18 protein-coding genes are annotated in these 17,010 nt (G+C 42.7%); 13 read left to right on the forward strand and 5 right to left on the reverse strand.

Annotated elements, in window-relative coordinates; all coding sequences use genetic code 11:
• Positions 1–196: 196 nt before the first annotated feature.
• Entirely contained in the window at positions 197–1,270 is a 1,074-nt protein-coding gene (locus tag OCU38_RS05855) for a PQQ-dependent sugar dehydrogenase (protein WP_390625255.1), read from the reverse strand.
• A 465-nt stretch (positions 1,271–1,735) separates the two neighbouring features.
• On the opposite strand from OCU38_RS05855, the gene pheS reads away from it, so the two are divergent.
• From pheS to OCU38_RS05875, 4 genes are all read left to right on the forward strand, one after another.
• Entirely contained in the window at positions 1,736–2,719 is a 984-nt protein-coding gene (gene pheS, locus OCU38_RS05860; RefSeq protein WP_021713187.1) for a phenylalanine--tRNA ligase subunit alpha, read from the forward strand.
• A gap of 17 nt (positions 2,720–2,736) precedes the next feature.
• Entirely contained in the window at positions 2,737–5,124 is a 2,388-nt protein-coding gene (gene pheT / locus OCU38_RS05865; RefSeq protein WP_261824129.1) for a phenylalanine--tRNA ligase subunit beta, read from the forward strand.
• Between the two features lie 130 nt (positions 5,125–5,254).
• Positions 5,255–6,550: a DEAD/DEAH box helicase gene (locus OCU38_RS05870; RefSeq protein ID WP_261824130.1), complete on the forward strand. Its 1,296-nt coding sequence runs from the start codon at positions 5,255–5,257 to the stop codon at positions 6,548–6,550.
• Between the two features lie 88 nt (positions 6,551–6,638).
• A complete protein-coding gene (locus OCU38_RS05875; RefSeq protein ID WP_021713190.1) occupies positions 6,639–6,830 on the forward strand; it encodes a YwbE family protein in 192 nt (63 codons plus the stop codon).
• Positions 6,831–6,881: 51 nt separating this feature from the next.
• Here OCU38_RS05875 and OCU38_RS05880 read toward each other — a convergent pair whose 3' ends face one another.
• Positions 6,882–7,283 carry a YkgJ family cysteine cluster protein gene (locus tag OCU38_RS05880; RefSeq protein WP_261824131.1) on the reverse strand — a complete coding sequence of 134 codons (402 nt, stop codon included), beginning with the start codon at positions 7,281–7,283 and terminating at the stop codon, positions 6,882–6,884.
• A 183-nt stretch (positions 7,284–7,466) separates the two neighbouring features.
• Between OCU38_RS05880 and OCU38_RS05885 the strand changes: the two genes are divergently transcribed.
• Complete coding sequence (locus OCU38_RS05885; RefSeq protein ID WP_261824132.1) at positions 7,467–7,628, forward strand: hypothetical protein; 162 nt, start codon at positions 7,467–7,469, stop codon at positions 7,626–7,628.
• 218 nt (positions 7,629–7,846) lie between these two features.
• Positions 7,847–8,245: a hypothetical protein gene (locus OCU38_RS05890; RefSeq protein ID WP_261824133.1), complete on the forward strand. Its 399-nt coding sequence runs from the start codon at positions 7,847–7,849 to the stop codon at positions 8,243–8,245.
• Between the two features lie 511 nt (positions 8,246–8,756).
• On the opposite strand, the gene OCU38_RS05895 is transcribed toward OCU38_RS05890, so the two are convergent.
• The gene (locus OCU38_RS05895) at positions 8,757–9,398 is read right to left on the reverse strand and encodes a DUF6338 family protein (protein ID WP_261824134.1); all 642 of its coding nucleotides are present in this window, start codon (positions 9,396–9,398) and stop codon (positions 8,757–8,759) included.
• A 605-nt stretch (positions 9,399–10,003) separates the two neighbouring features.
• Entirely contained in the window at positions 10,004–10,267 is a 264-nt protein-coding gene (locus tag OCU38_RS05900) for a hypothetical protein (RefSeq protein WP_261824135.1), read from the reverse strand.
• A gap of 249 nt (positions 10,268–10,516) precedes the next feature.
• Here OCU38_RS05900 and OCU38_RS05905 point away from each other — a divergent pair, with 249 nt between their 5' ends.
• The 3 genes from OCU38_RS05905 to OCU38_RS05915 are packed head-to-tail and all read left to right on the forward strand — an operon-like array spanning position 10,517 to position 13,042.
• Positions 10,517–11,569, forward strand: coding sequence for an HlyD family secretion protein (locus tag OCU38_RS05905; protein ID WP_261824136.1), 1,053 nt, complete (start codon positions 10,517–10,519; stop codon positions 11,567–11,569).
• Positions 11,570–11,598: 29 nt separating this feature from the next.
• The gene (locus OCU38_RS05910; protein WP_261824137.1) at positions 11,599–12,612 is read left to right on the forward strand and encodes a DUF2955 domain-containing protein; all 1,014 of its coding nucleotides are present in this window, start codon (positions 11,599–11,601) and stop codon (positions 12,610–12,612) included.
• Positions 12,575–13,042 (forward strand): MarR family winged helix-turn-helix transcriptional regulator, encoded by a 468-nt coding sequence (locus OCU38_RS05915; protein WP_261824138.1) that lies wholly within the window; start codon positions 12,575–12,577, stop codon positions 13,040–13,042. Before OCU38_RS05910 ends, OCU38_RS05915 begins: the two co-directional genes overlap by 38 nt.
• A 155-nt stretch (positions 13,043–13,197) precedes the next feature.
• On the opposite strand, the gene OCU38_RS05920 is transcribed toward OCU38_RS05915, so the two are convergent.
• Complete coding sequence (locus OCU38_RS05920) at positions 13,198–13,806, reverse strand: TetR/AcrR family transcriptional regulator (protein ID WP_261824139.1); 609 nt, start codon at positions 13,804–13,806, stop codon at positions 13,198–13,200.
• 116 nt (positions 13,807–13,922) lie between these two features.
• Between OCU38_RS05920 and OCU38_RS05925 the strand changes: the two genes are divergently transcribed.
• From OCU38_RS05925 to OCU38_RS05940, 4 genes are all read left to right on the forward strand, one after another.
• A complete protein-coding gene (locus OCU38_RS05925) occupies positions 13,923–15,086 on the forward strand; it encodes an MBL fold metallo-hydrolase (RefSeq protein ID WP_261824140.1) in 1,164 nt (387 codons plus the stop codon).
• Positions 15,087–15,167: 81 nt separating this feature from the next.
• The gene (locus OCU38_RS05930; RefSeq protein ID WP_261824141.1) at positions 15,168–15,818 is read left to right on the forward strand and encodes a DNA-methyltransferase; all 651 of its coding nucleotides are present in this window, start codon (positions 15,168–15,170) and stop codon (positions 15,816–15,818) included.
• Positions 15,819–15,948: 130 nt separating this feature from the next.
• Positions 15,949–16,380 carry a DUF2000 domain-containing protein gene (locus OCU38_RS05935; RefSeq protein WP_261824142.1) on the forward strand — a complete coding sequence of 144 codons (432 nt, stop codon included), beginning with the start codon at positions 15,949–15,951 and terminating at the stop codon, positions 16,378–16,380.
• Between the two features lie 152 nt (positions 16,381–16,532).
• Positions 16,533–16,994: an N-acetyltransferase gene (locus tag OCU38_RS05940; protein ID WP_023404180.1), complete on the forward strand. Its 462-nt coding sequence runs from the start codon at positions 16,533–16,535 to the stop codon at positions 16,992–16,994.
• Positions 16,995–17,010 lie beyond the last annotated feature (16 nt).

Genomic DNA, 17,010 nt, shown 5'->3' on the forward strand with positions numbered 1-17,010 from the left:
ATAGGGTTCAAAACGTAGCAAAGTATGGCGTAAAAGATGGCGATTTAAGGGATTAGTTGCCTGCCGTTTGATGCTGACTAATGGAGAAACTAGAAAATTTGCGTTAATGCTGGAGGGGATTAAGCAGGCATCAGCGTAATATGCAAAAAGGCAAATTTTCTAGAAGGTTTGGGGTTACAAGTTTAAAAATATAAAATTAAGGCAGGAGCCTTATGACTTTTCCGCTATCTGTTGTAACGTACAGATAGTCATCAGGTGAGACCTGTATATCACGAATTCTTTCGCCTAAATCTTCAAACAAGCGCTTCTCTTCAATCAGTTTGTTGCCGTCTATCTTGATAACGTTGATATGAGTGAGCTTTAATGCACCCGCCAGTAATTTCCCATTAAGCTCAGGATAGCGTTTACCTTGATAAAGAATTAACGACGAAGGCGCGATAGAAGGGGTGTAAACCAGTGCTGGCGCGGTGACGCCTTCTTTATATTCTGAATCACCGACGCTAATCGGTCCCCAATATTCTTTACCGTGTGAGGTCTCAGCCCAGCCATAATTATGGCCTTTTTGAATGTGATTAATCTCATCACCGCCACGCGGGCCATGCTCTATAGCCCATAAGGTATTGGTGTCTTGTGCAAAGGTGATTCCTTGCGAGTTGCGGTGTCCATAGCTCCATATCTCAGGTAGTGCTTGTGGGTTTTTCACAAATGGATTATCCGCAGGGACTGAGCCGTCACTGTTAACTCTAAGAATGCTGCCCGCATGCGTAGACAAATCTTGTCCGTTATCTCTTACGCCGCGATCGCCAATACTAAAGTACAGTTTATTGTCTGCATCAAAGGCTATTCGACTGCCAAAATGACGGCCGCTATCAGAATCTGATTGAGTCAGTACAATATCGTTAAAGCCAGTAATAGCGCCATTTTGATAAGTCATAGTCGCAAGTGCCACTCGCGCACCTTGCTGAGTGTTTTGGCTATAGGTGAGGTAGACCTGAGTTTTGTCTAAAGGGTTTATCGCAAGGTCGAGCAGGCCGCCTTGGCCTTTGGCATAAACATTAGTGGGTGTATATAAAGGTTTGATTGCTTTATTGGTAATGTCGAGCTCGACAATGGCGCCATTGCGTTCACTGATTAATGCCGTATTCGCATTAACAAATTCAATCGACCAAGGGATTTGCAAACCCGTTGCCACAGTTTCAAGGCGATAAGAGGTAGATTGTGGCTCAGCAACCACCGCAAAACTTGCCGTTAGTGAAGCAAAACCGAGTATGGCGCTGCTGATAATCGTGGGTAATGGTGATTTCACTAGGTGTCTCTCCCTGCTAGCGGTGATTTTGACAATGACTGAGTATCCAATAAGTCAATTGTGATTATATGCATCTTTTAGAGTATTAGGGTATAGCACATTGATATCGTTGAGATATCAATCATTGAACTTCGGCTTTTGCCGCTTGTTTGTTTGTATTTTCATACTTCGCTTAGCTCTTGTTCTGGTAACGATTACAAGAGTTAGATATAAAACCCAATCTGACTAAAGTTTAATCACCAATAGCAAAAAGTGCGTCACAAACAGGGGAGTGAGTGCTTATATTGCGCTGTTCTTGCCGAAGAATTAAGAAATCTTGAATTTCCGCTTATTTACGTTTGGCTTTATGCCTGCCTTTTATTACTATGTGTAACTATTCAAAATACCCTAAATCCCGATGGATACTGCCATTAGGCAGACGAGGAAATAATGCAACATCTACAAGAGATTATTGCTAACGCGACTGCTGCTATCGAAGAAGCGCAATCGTTAGTTGCACTGGATGAAGTGCGTGTTCAATTCCTAGGTAAAAAAGGTGAGCTAACGCTTCAACTTCAAAGCCTAGGTAAATTACCGCCAGAAGAACGCCGTAGCGCGGGTCAAGAGATCAACAAAGCGAAAGGTGCGGTTCAACAAGCGATTGCAGCTCGTAAAGACGGCCTGCAAAAAGCAGAGTTGGAAGCTAAACTGGCTGCTGAAACCATCGATGTGACCCTACCAGGTCGTCGCATTGAAAATGGTGGTCTACACCCAGTAACGCGTACTATCGAGCGTATGGAACAGTTCTTTGGTGAACTTGGCTTTGCAACAGAATCAGGCCCAGAAATCGAAGATGCATTCCATAACTTCGATGCACTGAACATCGCGCAAGATCACCCAGCTCGTACCGATCACGATACTTTCTTCTTCAACCCTGATCTGATGCTACGTACGCACACCTCTGGTGTTCAAATCCGTACTATGGAAAACGGCAAACCACCGTTCCGTTTCATTGCACCAGGCCGTGTATACCGTAACGATTACGACCAAACTCATACGCCAATGTTCCACCAGATTGAAGGTCTATTGGTTGATGAGAACGTAAACTTTGCGCAGTTGAAAGGCATCATCTCTGACTTCCTAGTGGCATTCTTTGAAGAAGAAGTAGAAGTGCGTTTCCGTCCATCTTACTTCCCGTTCACAGAGCCTTCTGCTGAAGTGGATGTAAAACGTAAAGACGGCAAATGGTTAGAAGTATTAGGTTGTGGCATGGTTCACCCTAACGTACTTCGTTCTGTAGGCATTGATCCTGAACAGTACCAAGGCTTCGCATTTGGTATGGGCGTTGAGCGCTTAACCATGCTTCGTTACGGCGTAACGGACTTGCGTGCGTTCTTCGAAAACGACCTTCGTTTCCTTAAACAGTTCAAGTAATCCAGGGACACAAATAGATGAAATTCAGTGAATCATGGCTTCGTCAGTGGGTTAGCCCTGCGGTTACTACTGACGAACTAACACACCAAATTACAATGGCTGGCTTAGAGGTTGACGACGTTCTTCCTGTAGCGGGCGAATTTACCGGCGTTAAAGTAGGTAAAGTAGTGGAATGTGGTCAGCACCCAGATGCTGACAAATTGCGCGTAACAAAAGTAGATGTTGGCGCAGAAGAACTTCTTGATATCGTATGTGGCGCGCCAAACTGTCGCGAAGGCCTAATTGTTGCTGTAGCAACCGTTGGTGCTGTTCTACCGGGCGATTTCAAAATCAAAAAAGCAAAACTACGTGGTCAACCGTCACACGGCATGCTGTGTTCTTTCACAGAGCTAGGCATTGATGTGGAATCTGACGGCATCATGGAATTACCAGAAACTGCGGTTGTGGGTACTGATTTCCGTGAATTCCTAGATCTTGACGACGTAACAGTTGACGTAGATCTTACTGCAAACCGCGCTGATTGCTTTAGCATTCGTGGTCTTGCTCGCGAAGTAGGCGTACTTAACCGTGAAGCGGTAAAAGAGCCAGAATTCACAGCGGCTTCTGAAAGCATTCAAGACACAGTTGCTATCGAAGTGAAAGCGGCGCACGCATGTCCTCGTTACCTTGGTCGTGTGATCAAAAACGTCAACGTGAAAGCGGCTTCTCCAATTTGGATGCAAGAAGCACTGCGTCGTTGTGGTGTTCGCTCTATTGACCCAATCGTTGATATCACTAACTACGTGATGTTAGAGCAAGGCCAACCAATGCACGCATTCGATCTGAGCAAGATTGAAGGTGGCATTGTGGTTCGTATGGCAGAGCAAGATGAGAAACTGACTCTTCTTGACGGTAACGAAGCAAAATTAAATGCAGATACGCTGATCATTGCCGATCACAAACAAGCTCTTGCTATCGCAGGTATCTTCGGTGGTGAAGGCTCTGGCGTAACTGGCGAAACAACAGACGTACTTCTTGAAAGTGCCTTCTTTGCACCGGATGCGATTCGCGGCCGTGCACGTGCTTACGGTTTGCATACTGATTCTTCAATGCGTTTTGAGCGTGGTGTGGATTTTGAACTGCAACACAAAGCAATGGAACGTGCTACTCAACTTTTGGTTGAGATTTGTGGCGGTGACGTTGCTCCAATCGCTGGTGTTGAGTCAGCGCAAGACTTGCCAAAAGCCAACACCGTTTCTCTACGTCGCACTAAGCTAGACAGCCTACTAGGTCACGCTATCTCTGATGCAGACGTTGTTGAAATTCTAGAGCGTCTTGGTTGTACAGTAACGACAACTGAATCAGGTTGGGATGCAGTTGCTCCAACATGGCGTTTTGATATCGCTATCGAAGAAGATTTGGTTGAAGAAGTAGGCCGTATTTTTGGCTACAACAACATTCCAAATCAAGCGCCTCTAGCGGCACTGACAATGAATGATCACAAAGAGGCGAATCAGCCACTAAAACGTGTTCGTGATCTGCTGGTGGATCGTGGCTATCATGAAGCGGTAACGTACAGCTTTGTTGAGCCTGAGCAACAAAAACTGATTGCACCAAGCATTGAGCCTTTAGTGCTGCCGTTCCCAATCTCTGCTGACATGTCAGCAATGCGTGTACAGTTGATCCAAGGTCTGCTAAACACCGTTGTTCACAACCAAAAACGTCAACAGCCACGCGTTCGTTTGTTCGAATCTGGCCTACGCTTTATTCCTGATGCCAATGCTGAAAACGGCATGCGTCAAGAATTCATGCTAGCCGGCGTTCTTGCAGGTTCTCGCAGTGAAGAGCATTGGGACATCGAAACCAACACTGTTGATTTCTTTGATCTTAAAGGCGATCTAGAAGCGGTACTTGAGCTGACTTGCAACGAAAAAGCGTACAGCTTTGCGGCAACTAAGCACCCAGCACTTCACCCAGGTCAAGCTGCGGCTATCATCCTAGACGGTAAAGAAGTGGGCGTTATCGGTACTGTTCACCCAGAACTTGAGCGTAAGTTTGGTCTTAACGGCCGCACTGTTGTATTTGAACTAGAGTGGGATGCAATTGCAACTCGCGTGCTTCCTGAAGCGGTAGCCGTATCTAAGTTCCCTGCAAACCGTCGCGACATCGCGCTAGTTGTTGATGAAGCTGTGGCATCTGGCGACGTAGTAGCTGCCTGTCTTGCTAACGGTGGCGAGTTAATGACAGATGCGAAACTGTTCGACGTTTACCAAGGTAAAGGCGTTGAAGACGGTAAGAAGAGTCTGGCGATTGCACTGACTCTGCAATCTGTTGAGCGTACTTTGGAAGAAGCGGACATTGCTGGCGCTGTTGAAGCAACAGTGAGCGCAGTTTCCGAGAAGTTTGGCGCAGTATTGCGTGACTAGTTTTATCACTAGTTCCGAGTGTGAATAACACCCGATGAAAAAGGGAGCCTAATGGCTCCCTTTTTTTATCTATCTTCTGCAAAATACGCTAGAATGCACCCCCATTATTTAAGTCTGAGCCAAATTATCTATGACCAATGCCACAACCCCTAACAGCTTTGCTGATCTTGCGTTAATTAAACCTCTTTTAGCACGCCTAGAAGAGCTGGAGTATCAACAACCTACACCTATTCAAGCGCAAATCATTCCTAGCGTACTAGCGGGTCGTGACGTTATTGCTGGCGCTAATACTGGTTCAGGTAAAACCGCTGCATTTGCACTGCCTATGCTACAAGAGTTGTTCACTAAGCATGATTTGGTGAAATCGAGCCCAAGCAAGGGCAACTATGTCTCGGGTTTGATCTTGGTGCCAACACGAGAGTTGGCAAAACAGGTGGCCGATAACGTTAAGTCCTATGCAGTTCACTTTAACGGTGAGATCAAAACTGTCGCTGTGTTCGGTGGTGTATCAACCAATGCACAAATGCAAACATTGCGTGGTGGCACAGATATCTTGGTGGCAACGCCAGGTCGTTTGCTTGATCTGATCTCTAGCAATGCCATTAAACTGGACAGAGTGAAGACGTTAGTATTGGATGAAGCCGACCGTATGTTGAGCTTAGGCTTTACAGAAGAACTGTCCGATCTGTTAGCGAAGCTTCCTAAGCAAAAACAAACGCTGTTGTTCTCAGCCACTTTCCCAGAACAAGTGCAGGCGCTTACTCAAGAACTGCTCAATGATCCAGTTGAAGTTCAACTGCAAAGCGATGACGAGAGCACCGTGGTACAGCGCGTATTCAACGTCAACAAAGGTGAGAAGACGGCGGTACTGGCGCACTTGATCAAAAAGCACCAATGGCGACAAGCGTTAGTGTTTGTGAATGCAAAAAACAGTTGCGAACACTTAGCGGACAAATTGTATAAGCGCGGCATTGAAGCCGACGTATTCCACGGTGACAAAGGCCAAGGCTATCGTACTCGTATCCTTGATGCGTTCAAGTCAGGTGAGATTGAAGTGCTTATCGCAACCGACATCGCAGCCCGTGGTCTAGATATTGAAAAACTGCCCGTTGTTATCAACTTCGATCTGCCAAGAAGCCCATCCGATTACATGCACCGCATTGGACGAAGTGGTCGTGCCGGTGAAGTAGGCTTGGCTTTATCGCTGATCGATTATGAAGATCTGCATCATTTCAAAGTTATTGAAAAGAAAAACAAAATTCGCCTTGAGCGCGAACAAGTAGCAGGTTTTGAAGTAGACGAAACCATTACTCAAGAAATGATTGAAGCCAACAAACCAAAAGCAGCACCAGCAGGTACTGGCAAGAAAAAGCGTAAGAAAAAAGCCCAAGGCGGCTCTGACGACATTTGGTTAAGAAATTCTTAATCAAAATTGATGCGTGTCAGCCCGTTGTGTTCAAGTTAACTGGCTGGCACTTTTTTATGATTCATATTGTAGTGATAAGGGCGCAAACATGAGCGGAACTCAACGATCTAACATACGTAAAGGGCTTGAAGTAAACATTGTCCTGAAAAAAGATCAACGCACTGGAACACTGACTTCAGGCGTAGTGAAAGATATTTTGACCAAGTCACCTAACCATCCGCACGGCATTAAGGTTCGCCTAGAAAGTGGCGATGTGGGGCGAGTAAAAGAGATCGTATAAGCCCACGTTTGAGCCTGTCTTAGTAAGGTTTGAGCGTTGCAAATATCAGCGTTAGGAATAGCTTGATGGCCGGCTCGAACTCATTAATTTGTCTAGCTGCTTCTGTGCTTTGTTTGGGTTATCCAAATCAACAACTTCAATCATTTCACATTCATCTCTAACCATTTCATCGATAAGGCTAGGGTAGTGGCGACAATCTTCGGGTCGGTCGAGGTAAATGCTACACGTATATTTGTCTTTTTCTTCAGCCCTGCTTTTTGGTACCAATTCTAAAAATGGACAACGCTCTAGTTGCTCTCTTGTTTGCGGATCAAACCAGATCTTGCCATCTTTCACATACTCAAAGATATCTGGGTTAAATAACTCCCACAGGTCTATCTCTTGTTGTGTGGCCGCTAAATCACCATTGCCATATTTGATGCAACATTTCCCGCACTGGTTACAGTCTTTCATCGCATTTCCGCATAGTGTTTCCGCATAGTATTTCCGTTGAGTCATGATGATGGGTTCAGTCTATCACTAATCGTCATAAGCAAAATGAGTAAATCAGCAACGTTTAAGGCAGATTAGTCGCACAACCACCTGCATTATTTCGCTATAATCCCTCCTATTATCTAAAATTCAATAAGATAGAACATGAGAAAATACTACATTGTGGAAGGTGACACTTCTTCTAAAAAGCAAAAACTCGCCTACCCAAAGATGGCATTGTGCGAGAAATGCGTACCCGATTTCGCCGTGATTAGTGAAGGCGAGAGAACCTACGAACCATGTCAAAAATGCGGCGCTGACGATTAGGTGCGGGGTCAAGGTGCGGGGTCAGGTCTTGAAATTTGCACCTATATTTAAGCGACTGCTATTTTAAAAAATGGCGGTTACTTTAAGTAATCCACGCTATCGTAAAAATTATTTGAACCAAATCACCTCATCATCCGCACAGCATCAAGATATGTTTGAGGGTAGTGATGTAGGGCATGTAAAAGAAATTTTATACTATGAATTTAAAGGACATTACTGTGAAAAACATATTCCTTGTTGTTGCACTTAGCTTTTTTATGGCGGGCTGTGTCTCCAAGCCAGTTCTAAATATTGAACAAGCTTATGTACCGACGTCACAAACCGGTGAACACGTTTCAAGTGAATCTGTACGAGATGCAATATTTCGCGCAACAGAGCGCCGCGGCTGGACGCCTAGGGTAATCGAACCTGGCTTGATTATGGCGGATATCTCAGTGCGTTCTCACACTGCTAGAGTCAAGATTGAATATGATGAGAGTGAATACAGTATCCATTATGTAAGTAGCCAAAACCTGAATTACAACAACGGCACTATCCATAGAAACTACAACAACTGGGTGTTAAAACTGTCTCGTACTATCCAACAAGAACTAGGTGTGAATTCTCAAAAATACTGATTGTTTTTTGCTAAATTGAGTTAAATTGCGCCACTTATTTTATACATCATGAGTGGCTTTTTTTCGTTCTTTGTTGGTTGATGTAATGATGGAAATACGGGTATATCTAGCTCTTTCATCGTAAGCAGCAAAGCAATGGAGTGGGGCATATGTAAAGTATTGCTCTCTTAGTTTTCCCTGATATTATCACCATACTTACTCCCATAAACAGGTTATTTTTATTAGCTTGATCAAATCTACAGCCAATGAAAGTGGTAGCATTGACATCTATTATTTGAGGTCTACATCTACAAGTAGAAGCCCACTCTAAGGAAGCACAAGACCTAACGATGGAATGAAAAATCCCAAGCGTTAAAAATCACTGTTAAATGCTTGTATAAGCAACTATTTATTGCCACTTTTTGCTGGTGGTTTTACTGGGGGGATTGGCCTACGTTCATAACGAGTTGGATTATAACCACCTTTAACTCTGTCATCAGCATTTGTAGGATTGCTTTGATGAGAATGTGGTCTATTCGGTTTCTGGGGAGTCTTTTGGCTCATTATCTATTTCCTCTTCTGTTTTCATAAATTCGATGAATTCAATATCTGCTTTGTGGAACAAAATACCATGAGAATTAGTTTCAACATACTCTCCATCATCAACCCATGCTGCTTGTGTGAGGTAGATAAAACCCTCATCAGGATCATTAGAAAAATATGTTGGCCAACCCACTATAATTCGGTCATCTTTTAGGTGAAGTGATAAAAACCTAACTTCGTTGGTAAAAACATCATCCCAAACCGTTTGTCGTGAAGTTTTATTTGTTAAGCGAAGCTTACGCAAAACTAACATATGATAATCGTAATGAGTAATAGCTCCCCAAATTAGTGGTAAAACAATACTCGACACGATGGTTATAGAAATCAACAGTTTGTCAGCAGACATTACATAAGAAAAATCATTACCTATTTTCTGGTACTTAAAGGCTGGAGCCCAACCATGTACATATTCAACAAAAGAGTAAATGGCAAGATTATAAATAAGCCCCTCAATCAAGCGATCTATATTGTCTTTAACTTCAACACTCCGAAATAAATCATAGATTTTTAGGCTCAAAAAACCTGGTATTAGCAACATGATAATGTTGATCAATTCATACGATATTTTCATTCAATTTACCATAAATCAATAATGTATAGATTGTGTGCGTTACATTTCGCATTCCACCTTTACATAAAAATTGGCCTGCGTGTTATCACTTTTTAACAATGTTCATTATTTTAGGAAGATAACGTATTAATCATATGATTAACAATAACTTATTTGGTTTGCTCTCAACAAAACAAGTTATTACTAAAACCGAATTCGACTTTAATAAGCTGTATTAATACATGGAAAAGCGCGTTTAGAGATGGCAAGCAAGTTTATAGAATCAATTAGATTACATATGCTAATAAGGGGTTTTAGCCCAAAAGGAGAAAAAGGAGCCTAATATTGGATGAAATAGTTCATGTGCTTCAACTGTAGTGAATTAACGTGTTTGACCATATCGTTAGAGTCATGGGTATCAGGAAAAGTAAGACAAATTGTCTGGATTCAAAATAAGGAATAATGCAACTCTAGGTCGCTTTTGTGTAGACCTGAGTTACATAGCTGAACCGTCTAGATCAATCCATCAACTTTACCTACATTAAGCAAATAAAACTGACAGACTGATTCAGGTTAATCTAAATATTAATTAGATCGTTGCGCTTGTTTCTTGCGTCAAACCAAACTCACTCAACTCTCTTACCACGCCTAACCTGATACACCGCGATATTCTTCTCAGTGAGATGCCTTACAACATCAGGGATCGTTTGCATCGGCATTGCCATTTGATAACCGTGCTCAAGATGCACTATCTGATCGGCGCTTTTATTATTCAAAAACGATGTCAGTACATCGAGAGTTGCGTCTTGTGACGTCTCTTGCGCGTGAGCGACCTCAAAGTAAACAAGATATAAATCGTCGCTATAGTCCTGTGGTGTTCCATTATTCATAGTGCCTCCGGGATAAAGAATTGACTGCTATTCATACCGCAATGGTTGATGTTTTAAACATAAACCATTGCTAGGGGCTGATCTAGAGAATACAAGTGACGAAAAAGCATTTATATGACGTGAGACGTGTTTGTTGCCAAGGTATGTGACTGCGATAGAAGTTTATTTCTTAGTATAAAATAATATTTTGTTGCACATGAAACAAAAAGAGAATACTATCACCTTAAATATTGTTGCAGGTGAAACATTATGATGAATAAAGCGTATCAATGGGCCTTGTATCTTGTGCTTGGTTTAAGTGCAGTTTTTGCTGTGTTTTTGGTGGTGAGTGACAACGTTGCTCCATTTACCACCCAAGCTCAATTACATATCCCGACCAGTCGCATTGCGGCAGAAGTGTCTGCTCCCGTGATTGAATTAGCGGTTGAGAACGGACAGAAAGTGAAGAAAGGGGACTTGCTAGTTCGTTTAGATTCAGCTCGTTACCAACTCGCGTTGACACAGGCTCAAGCCAATTTAGTAGAGGCTGAACAAACCTATCAAGCCAACAAACAGCATCTAAACAGTGCATTAGCTGCGCTTCGTCAGCGTCAGCAAGAGGCGAGCAATGCACAGCGTAAAATAAAGCGTAATGATCGATTAATTGCTCGCAAGCTAATTAGCCAAGAAGCGTATGACGATAGTCATGCCAGTTTAGTCGTGCATCAACAAGCGGTGGAATCGGCGCGCGCACAAGTGGCGCAAATTAAAGCTGAGTTGGTACAAAGCAGTGATAACGGAGCATTGGCCGTTGCTCGCGCTCGTGTTGAATTAGCAAAGTTAGATCTTAAAAAGACCACAATCTTAGCGCCAGTAGATGGCGTGATCAGTAACTTGAATTTAAATTCGGGGACTTATGTGAACGCGGGGACACCAGTGTTGTTCTTAGTGGACAGAAATCACGCGTGGGTAAATGCCGACTTTAATGAAAAAGGTTTAGCAAAATTAACCAAAGGTACAGATGTACGTTTAGTGTTTGATGCGCTACCAGGTGAGGTTCATAGAGGTGAAATTCAAGGTAAGGAACTTGCAATACATGATGCAAGCAGTGACAACAACGGATTGGCGCGCGTAGTCAATGATGATCACTGGATTCGCGATCAACAAAAAGTGCGTACTCAAGTTTCCCTCTCTGATTTAGACAGTTCGGCACTGTTCTCTGGTTCAAAAGTGAGTGTGATGGTGGTTTCTAACACATCAACTTGGGATTGCCTAGGCAGCACTTGGATGGGATTTTTAGCTCATCTGCGATACCTAGTGTAAGACAACGAACGTAAGAACGGGGGGCAGAAATGAGTAATATTATACGTGGTGATATTAAGTGGTCTGAAGTGATATGGATGGTTTCCATTGTGTCACTAGGAATGCTTTCGCAATTGTGGCTACAACTGGATATAGCGGCTTATCTTGCGTTATATCCGGTCATGGCGGCGACCAAACTTAACGATTATTCTATGCAAGGGATATTAAAAGCATTCTTGCCCATCTTACTCGTAGCATGCGTTGCATTATTGGTGGATCAACTGTTTGGCTCACATCCATTTGTGGTTTGGGGAATCAGTTTGTGGGTGTTTGATTGTGCAAGACGCTGGGCTGATACTCCCGCTAAATTGGGGCAAATTTATATACCGTTATTAAACTGGTTTTTAGTGATTGTGTTTGCTCAGCACGCTCCGATACCTATGACACACTGGGTGCGCGATATTGCCGTTAGCATGGTGACCACAATAGTGGTGGTGCGTTTTGTCATGCTCTTTATGTCACCGCCAAAAGCCAGTTCACCACCGCCTATGCAGGCTAGAAAAGTGACCTATCAGCAGCGTCTTATTTATGTCGTTATGTTGGGATCAGGTTTAGCATTTTTAATGATGGTTAACTTAATTGCTGCCACATTTTGTATGATGCCGGTAATTATTGCCGCAGCCCAAAGCGAAAAAGCCATTTATCAAATGATCGTAAAAACCTGTTTGCATGCCCACGTTGGTGGATGTGCTTTGGCGATGGTATTTGTGACTCTATTAGCCGGGGAGCACGTTCATAACCTTGTTTATATCATAGGTTTGACACTGCTCGTGCTGTTGATTGCGGTATGGATTAGCGGCAGTAGAGCAGGGGTTAAAGCGTTACATACTGAAGCTATGCTGGGAACTATGTTACCCTTACAACTTTATGTATCAGCGACGGATTTAGGTTTGCAAGACACCTATTTTCGAGGTGAATTAATGCTGATGGTGTTGGCATTGTTAGTCGTCAGCCAAGGAATTATATATGGAAAATCAACCAGCCTTGTCAATCACGGGCATTGATAAATTAGATTCAAACCCTTTGTTTTTAATGGGGTTTGCTTATAAACAGTTTCGTTCAAAAATTGCGCTTGAGCTCTCTAGTGCATCGCATATTTCGCTGGAAATGTATGGAGCGCTTAAAGTATTGAGCACCAATGGTATGCTCACACAGCAAGAGCTATCTGATTTGTTGTTACGCCACCGCTCGGTGACAAAACGTTTAGTGGATAATGCGATAAAGCTTGAGTTAGTCGTGGCAAGCAAAAGTGACACAAACAAAAAAGTGAAACTATTGGCTCTGACACCACTTGGGCAACAAACGGTTGTTGATTGTGCACCTATTGTGGATAGCGTTTCGGCGCAGTTTCAACAAAGTCTTACCGCGCAAGAGTCTAAGCAATTGACCGACTTACTGGCAAAGTTAGTGAAAACGGACGAATTTGTGGATTAATCGTCCGTTATGAAAGCGCTCATTTTTAAAGTGCCCAAAGCTGGGTAAGCATCAATGATGTATTGTGCGGGGAAGAGTTCTGCCTAACGTGATTTTGCAGTGAGATGTCGACATGTTCTCTGCCTTTTCTAGCGCAATGGCACTAGATAAGTGAATTATTTTATCTGGTAGGCCGCCACAAATTGCTGTACGGCGCAGTTAATGACAATGCGCTGCGTAGTTACATCTGGTGGCGGGGTATGTGCCATTAATTGCGGCCAAAATATGATTGATTTTAAACTGGCAATAAACTGCTCTGAAGCAATAGCAGGATGCTCCACCTTCAATTGCTTAGCGTTAATGCCTTGCTCTATCCATTGTGTCATTCCGTTGGCGCTTTCAAGAGATTCAAGCTTCTCCATCAATACATTCGCCAGTGCTTTTGAACCCATACATTCGCGCATAACCATGCGAGTTACAGCGATAAAGGGGGCTGAGCACAGTAGTTTGACTTCTTTTTCTGCAATGTCGGTTAATTGCTCGGTGAGTGATTGAGTTTGCTCGAAGGCAATATCACTGAGCACTGTAATGCTTGATAATAGTCGCTCAATGATGACAGAAAATAGGCTTTCTTTGGTTGGGTAATATTTGTAAAGGGTACGTTTTGATACGGCAGCTTTTTTTGCAATCGCTTCCATACTTGCTTGATCTAACCCTTTTTCAGAAAAAATTTCGATAGCGGCACAGATAATATTTTCTTGTTTAATTTCAGCAAGTTTAGCCATAACAGCGGCTCCTTTTAGAGAAAGCGAAAGCATAAAAGTAAACGTTGCTGTTTACTTTTATGCTTTCAAGGGTATGCTTAAAGTATACACCACTGTTTACTTTTAAGGCTAGCTTAATGAATTCACAATTAACTTCATCATTAAATACCATTATTAAAAGCATTCGATTGACGCTAGATGATAAGCGAGCACAACGCATACAAAGTGAACAAATACGTCAAACCCGCATCGAACACTCGCCGCAATTTATGAATGGCCGAGTAAAATCGAACATACCTTCAGTGGAAACAGACGATAGTTTCTTCGGTTTATTGTGGAAGTTTTTCAGCACTCGCAGTCAATATAAACCGAAGCATGCTTTGCCATATCAGGCCGTAGACACCAATAAATTGCAAAGCCGAAGCCAAGCATTACGCGTGACATGGTTAGGGCATTCATCGCTGTTTATTGAAGTAGACAAGCAGCGGATCTTAATCGATCCCGTATTTGAATACGCAGCCCCACGTTTTTCGTCTCGACTTTTTAAGCGCAATGTTGCAGCGCCTGTTAGCAAAGAGGCATTATCACTGCCGGATGTGATTTTGATTTCTCATAATCATTATGATCATTTAGAAGAGTCAACAGTCAGATATTACGCGAGTAAAAACGTGATGTTTTATGTGCCACTTGGAGTGGGACGTTATCTAGAAAAGTGGGGGATTAATCCTGACAGTATCCAAGAATTTGATTGGTGGGAAGAGCAGGTATTAAATGGCGTGCAGATAATGGCCACACCTGCAAATCATAACTCGGCAAGAGGCTTATTTGATGGCAATAAAACCTTATGGGCGTCTTGGGTTATTAAAGCAGAGTCAGGCAGTGTATTTTACAGTGGTGATACTGCTTATGGTGCGCACTTCAAAGCCATTGGCGACAAGTTAGGCCCATTTGACCTAACATTTATGGAAGTTGCCGCAAACGTAAAAGGTGGCAAGCGTTTCCCCGTAGAGGCATGGGGGCACATGCAAGCCTCACATACCATGCAGGCCCATTTAGATGTGCAAGGCGATAAACTTTTCCCTGTGCATTGGTCTACTTATGAGTTATTTATGCACCAATGGGACGAACCTGTGAACGATCTTATCGGTGAGGCGCAAAAGACCAGTATTGAATTAGTGACTCCTTTTATTGGTCAATCTGTCGATTTTTCGAAACCGATTTCTAGCCACTACTGGTGGCAAGAAAGCAGTAAAGTCCAAAATGAGATAGATGATTCATTATGTTTGATCAAAGCGCGTTGATGAAAAAGAGCCTTTATTGTTAGACCTGATCAAAAGTGAGGATTATGCTAGCGTATTCGCTTTAGCTTTTAGGACGGTTTCATGTCTCAAATTTATCAAATGGATGCCGTAGAGTGGTTGAAGACTTTGCCAGATGCCAGCGTCGATCTTTTTATCACCGATCCACCTTATGAGTCTTTGGAAAAACATCGGAAAATTGGCACCACAACTAGACTGAAAGAAAGTAAATCGTCGAGCAATCAGTGGTTTGGTATTTTTCCGAATACGCGTTTTGCAGAGTTGTTTACGCAAATCTATCGCGTCTTAAAGAAAAACTCGCATTTCTATCTGTTCTGCGACCAAGAAACCATGTTCATCGTAAAACCCATCGCAGAACAATTAGGCTTTAAATTTTGGAAGCCTATTGTGTGGGACAAATGTGCTATTGGCATGGGTTATCACTATCGCGCACGCTATGAATTCATTCTGTTTTTCGAAAAAGGAAAACGAAAACTCAACGATTTAAGCATCCCGGATGTGTTACAACACAAACGCGTGTGGCGAGGCTATCCGACCGAAAAACCAGTCGAATTATTAGAAGTGCTGATCAAACAAAGCTCATCAGAAAACGAAGTCGTTGCCGATTCCTTTTTCGGCTCCGGCACAACCCTAATCGCCGCCAACAATCTCTCAAGACAATACCTAGGTTGCGACATCTCCGACTCCGCCCACCACCACTTCAACCACCGATAGTTGCGGGGTCAGGTCTTGAAATTTGCAGCGCAAGATACATTAAATAGCCATCTATCAAATAGTTAGAATATTAGCTTTAAGAAAATAACTGCCAAGACAGGTAGTCAGAACAAAGATAAAAAGGAACACAATGTCAGATTTTGCAGAAGAAAATAGCCGTAGATTTATCGCAGTACTAAATAAGAAAATGGATCTAGGACGAACGTTAAATGTGTTAGGTCACATCAGTGTCGGATTATCAAATAGTCTGGACGCCAGTGAAACGGGTTATGTTGATTACCATGATAAAGACGGCAATATTCACCCTAACTTATCGCATTTCCCATTTATTGTACTTAAAGCTGATAACTCCAATAAAATCAGAAAGGTAAGAGAAGAAGCGCTTGCTAGAGGAATCAAGTTTGTCGATTTCACAAGCACAATGATTGATGGCGGTTCTGAGGTTCAGCAACAAGTCACAAACGACACAGCAGAAGCTGATTTAGAGTACTTAGGTATTTCATTGTTTGGTAACACTGAAGAGCTTCGTGAGTTCACCAAAAAATTCAGCCTGTATCGATAGATAAAGTGGGGTCAGGTCTTGATATTTGCATATGCTGGTCGCAATGCGATCTTTCTTCAATTTTAAAGAGAATTAATTATGCAAATTTCAAGACCTGACCCCATATATATTAAGTGGCATAATAGAGTTTCTCTTGTATTTAAGGAATTGTAATGAGCGAGCAAAACACAGCCGAATTAACATTTAGTGCGTTTCAAAAAGCGTTAAACACGAACCGCATTGATGTTGCAAAAGGTGAATTGAATTCAGATATGTTAGTTTATTTGGATCAACCTGAAGGGGAAACTCGTTACACCTATGCACTAATGGCCTCGGGCACTCGCGTAAAAGCGCTTTGTGTTGCTACGGTAAAAGAATCTGCAGTAGATAATCTTAGTTTAGAAGTGGAAGTGGCTACTTTTCATAAGTTTCGTCAACAAGGTCATGCGACTGCGGTACTTGAAAAAGCATTAGCTGAGTTGAAAAATGGCTTATCACGTAACAGCATTGATTCGTTTTCTATTACTTTAAATGTAGATAGCGATAATGTTGCTGGCCATGCTTTCTGCAAAAAGTTTGCGGATGAGGTTAAAGATACTGACACAGGTAAATCTTACTTTAAGAAAGTGAGCTAAATCAGTTGTTTGCAGG

This window comes from Vibrio neonatus (assembly GCF_024346975.1).
GTDB classification, from domain to species: domain Bacteria; phylum Pseudomonadota; class Gammaproteobacteria; order Enterobacterales; family Vibrionaceae; genus Vibrio; species Vibrio neonatus.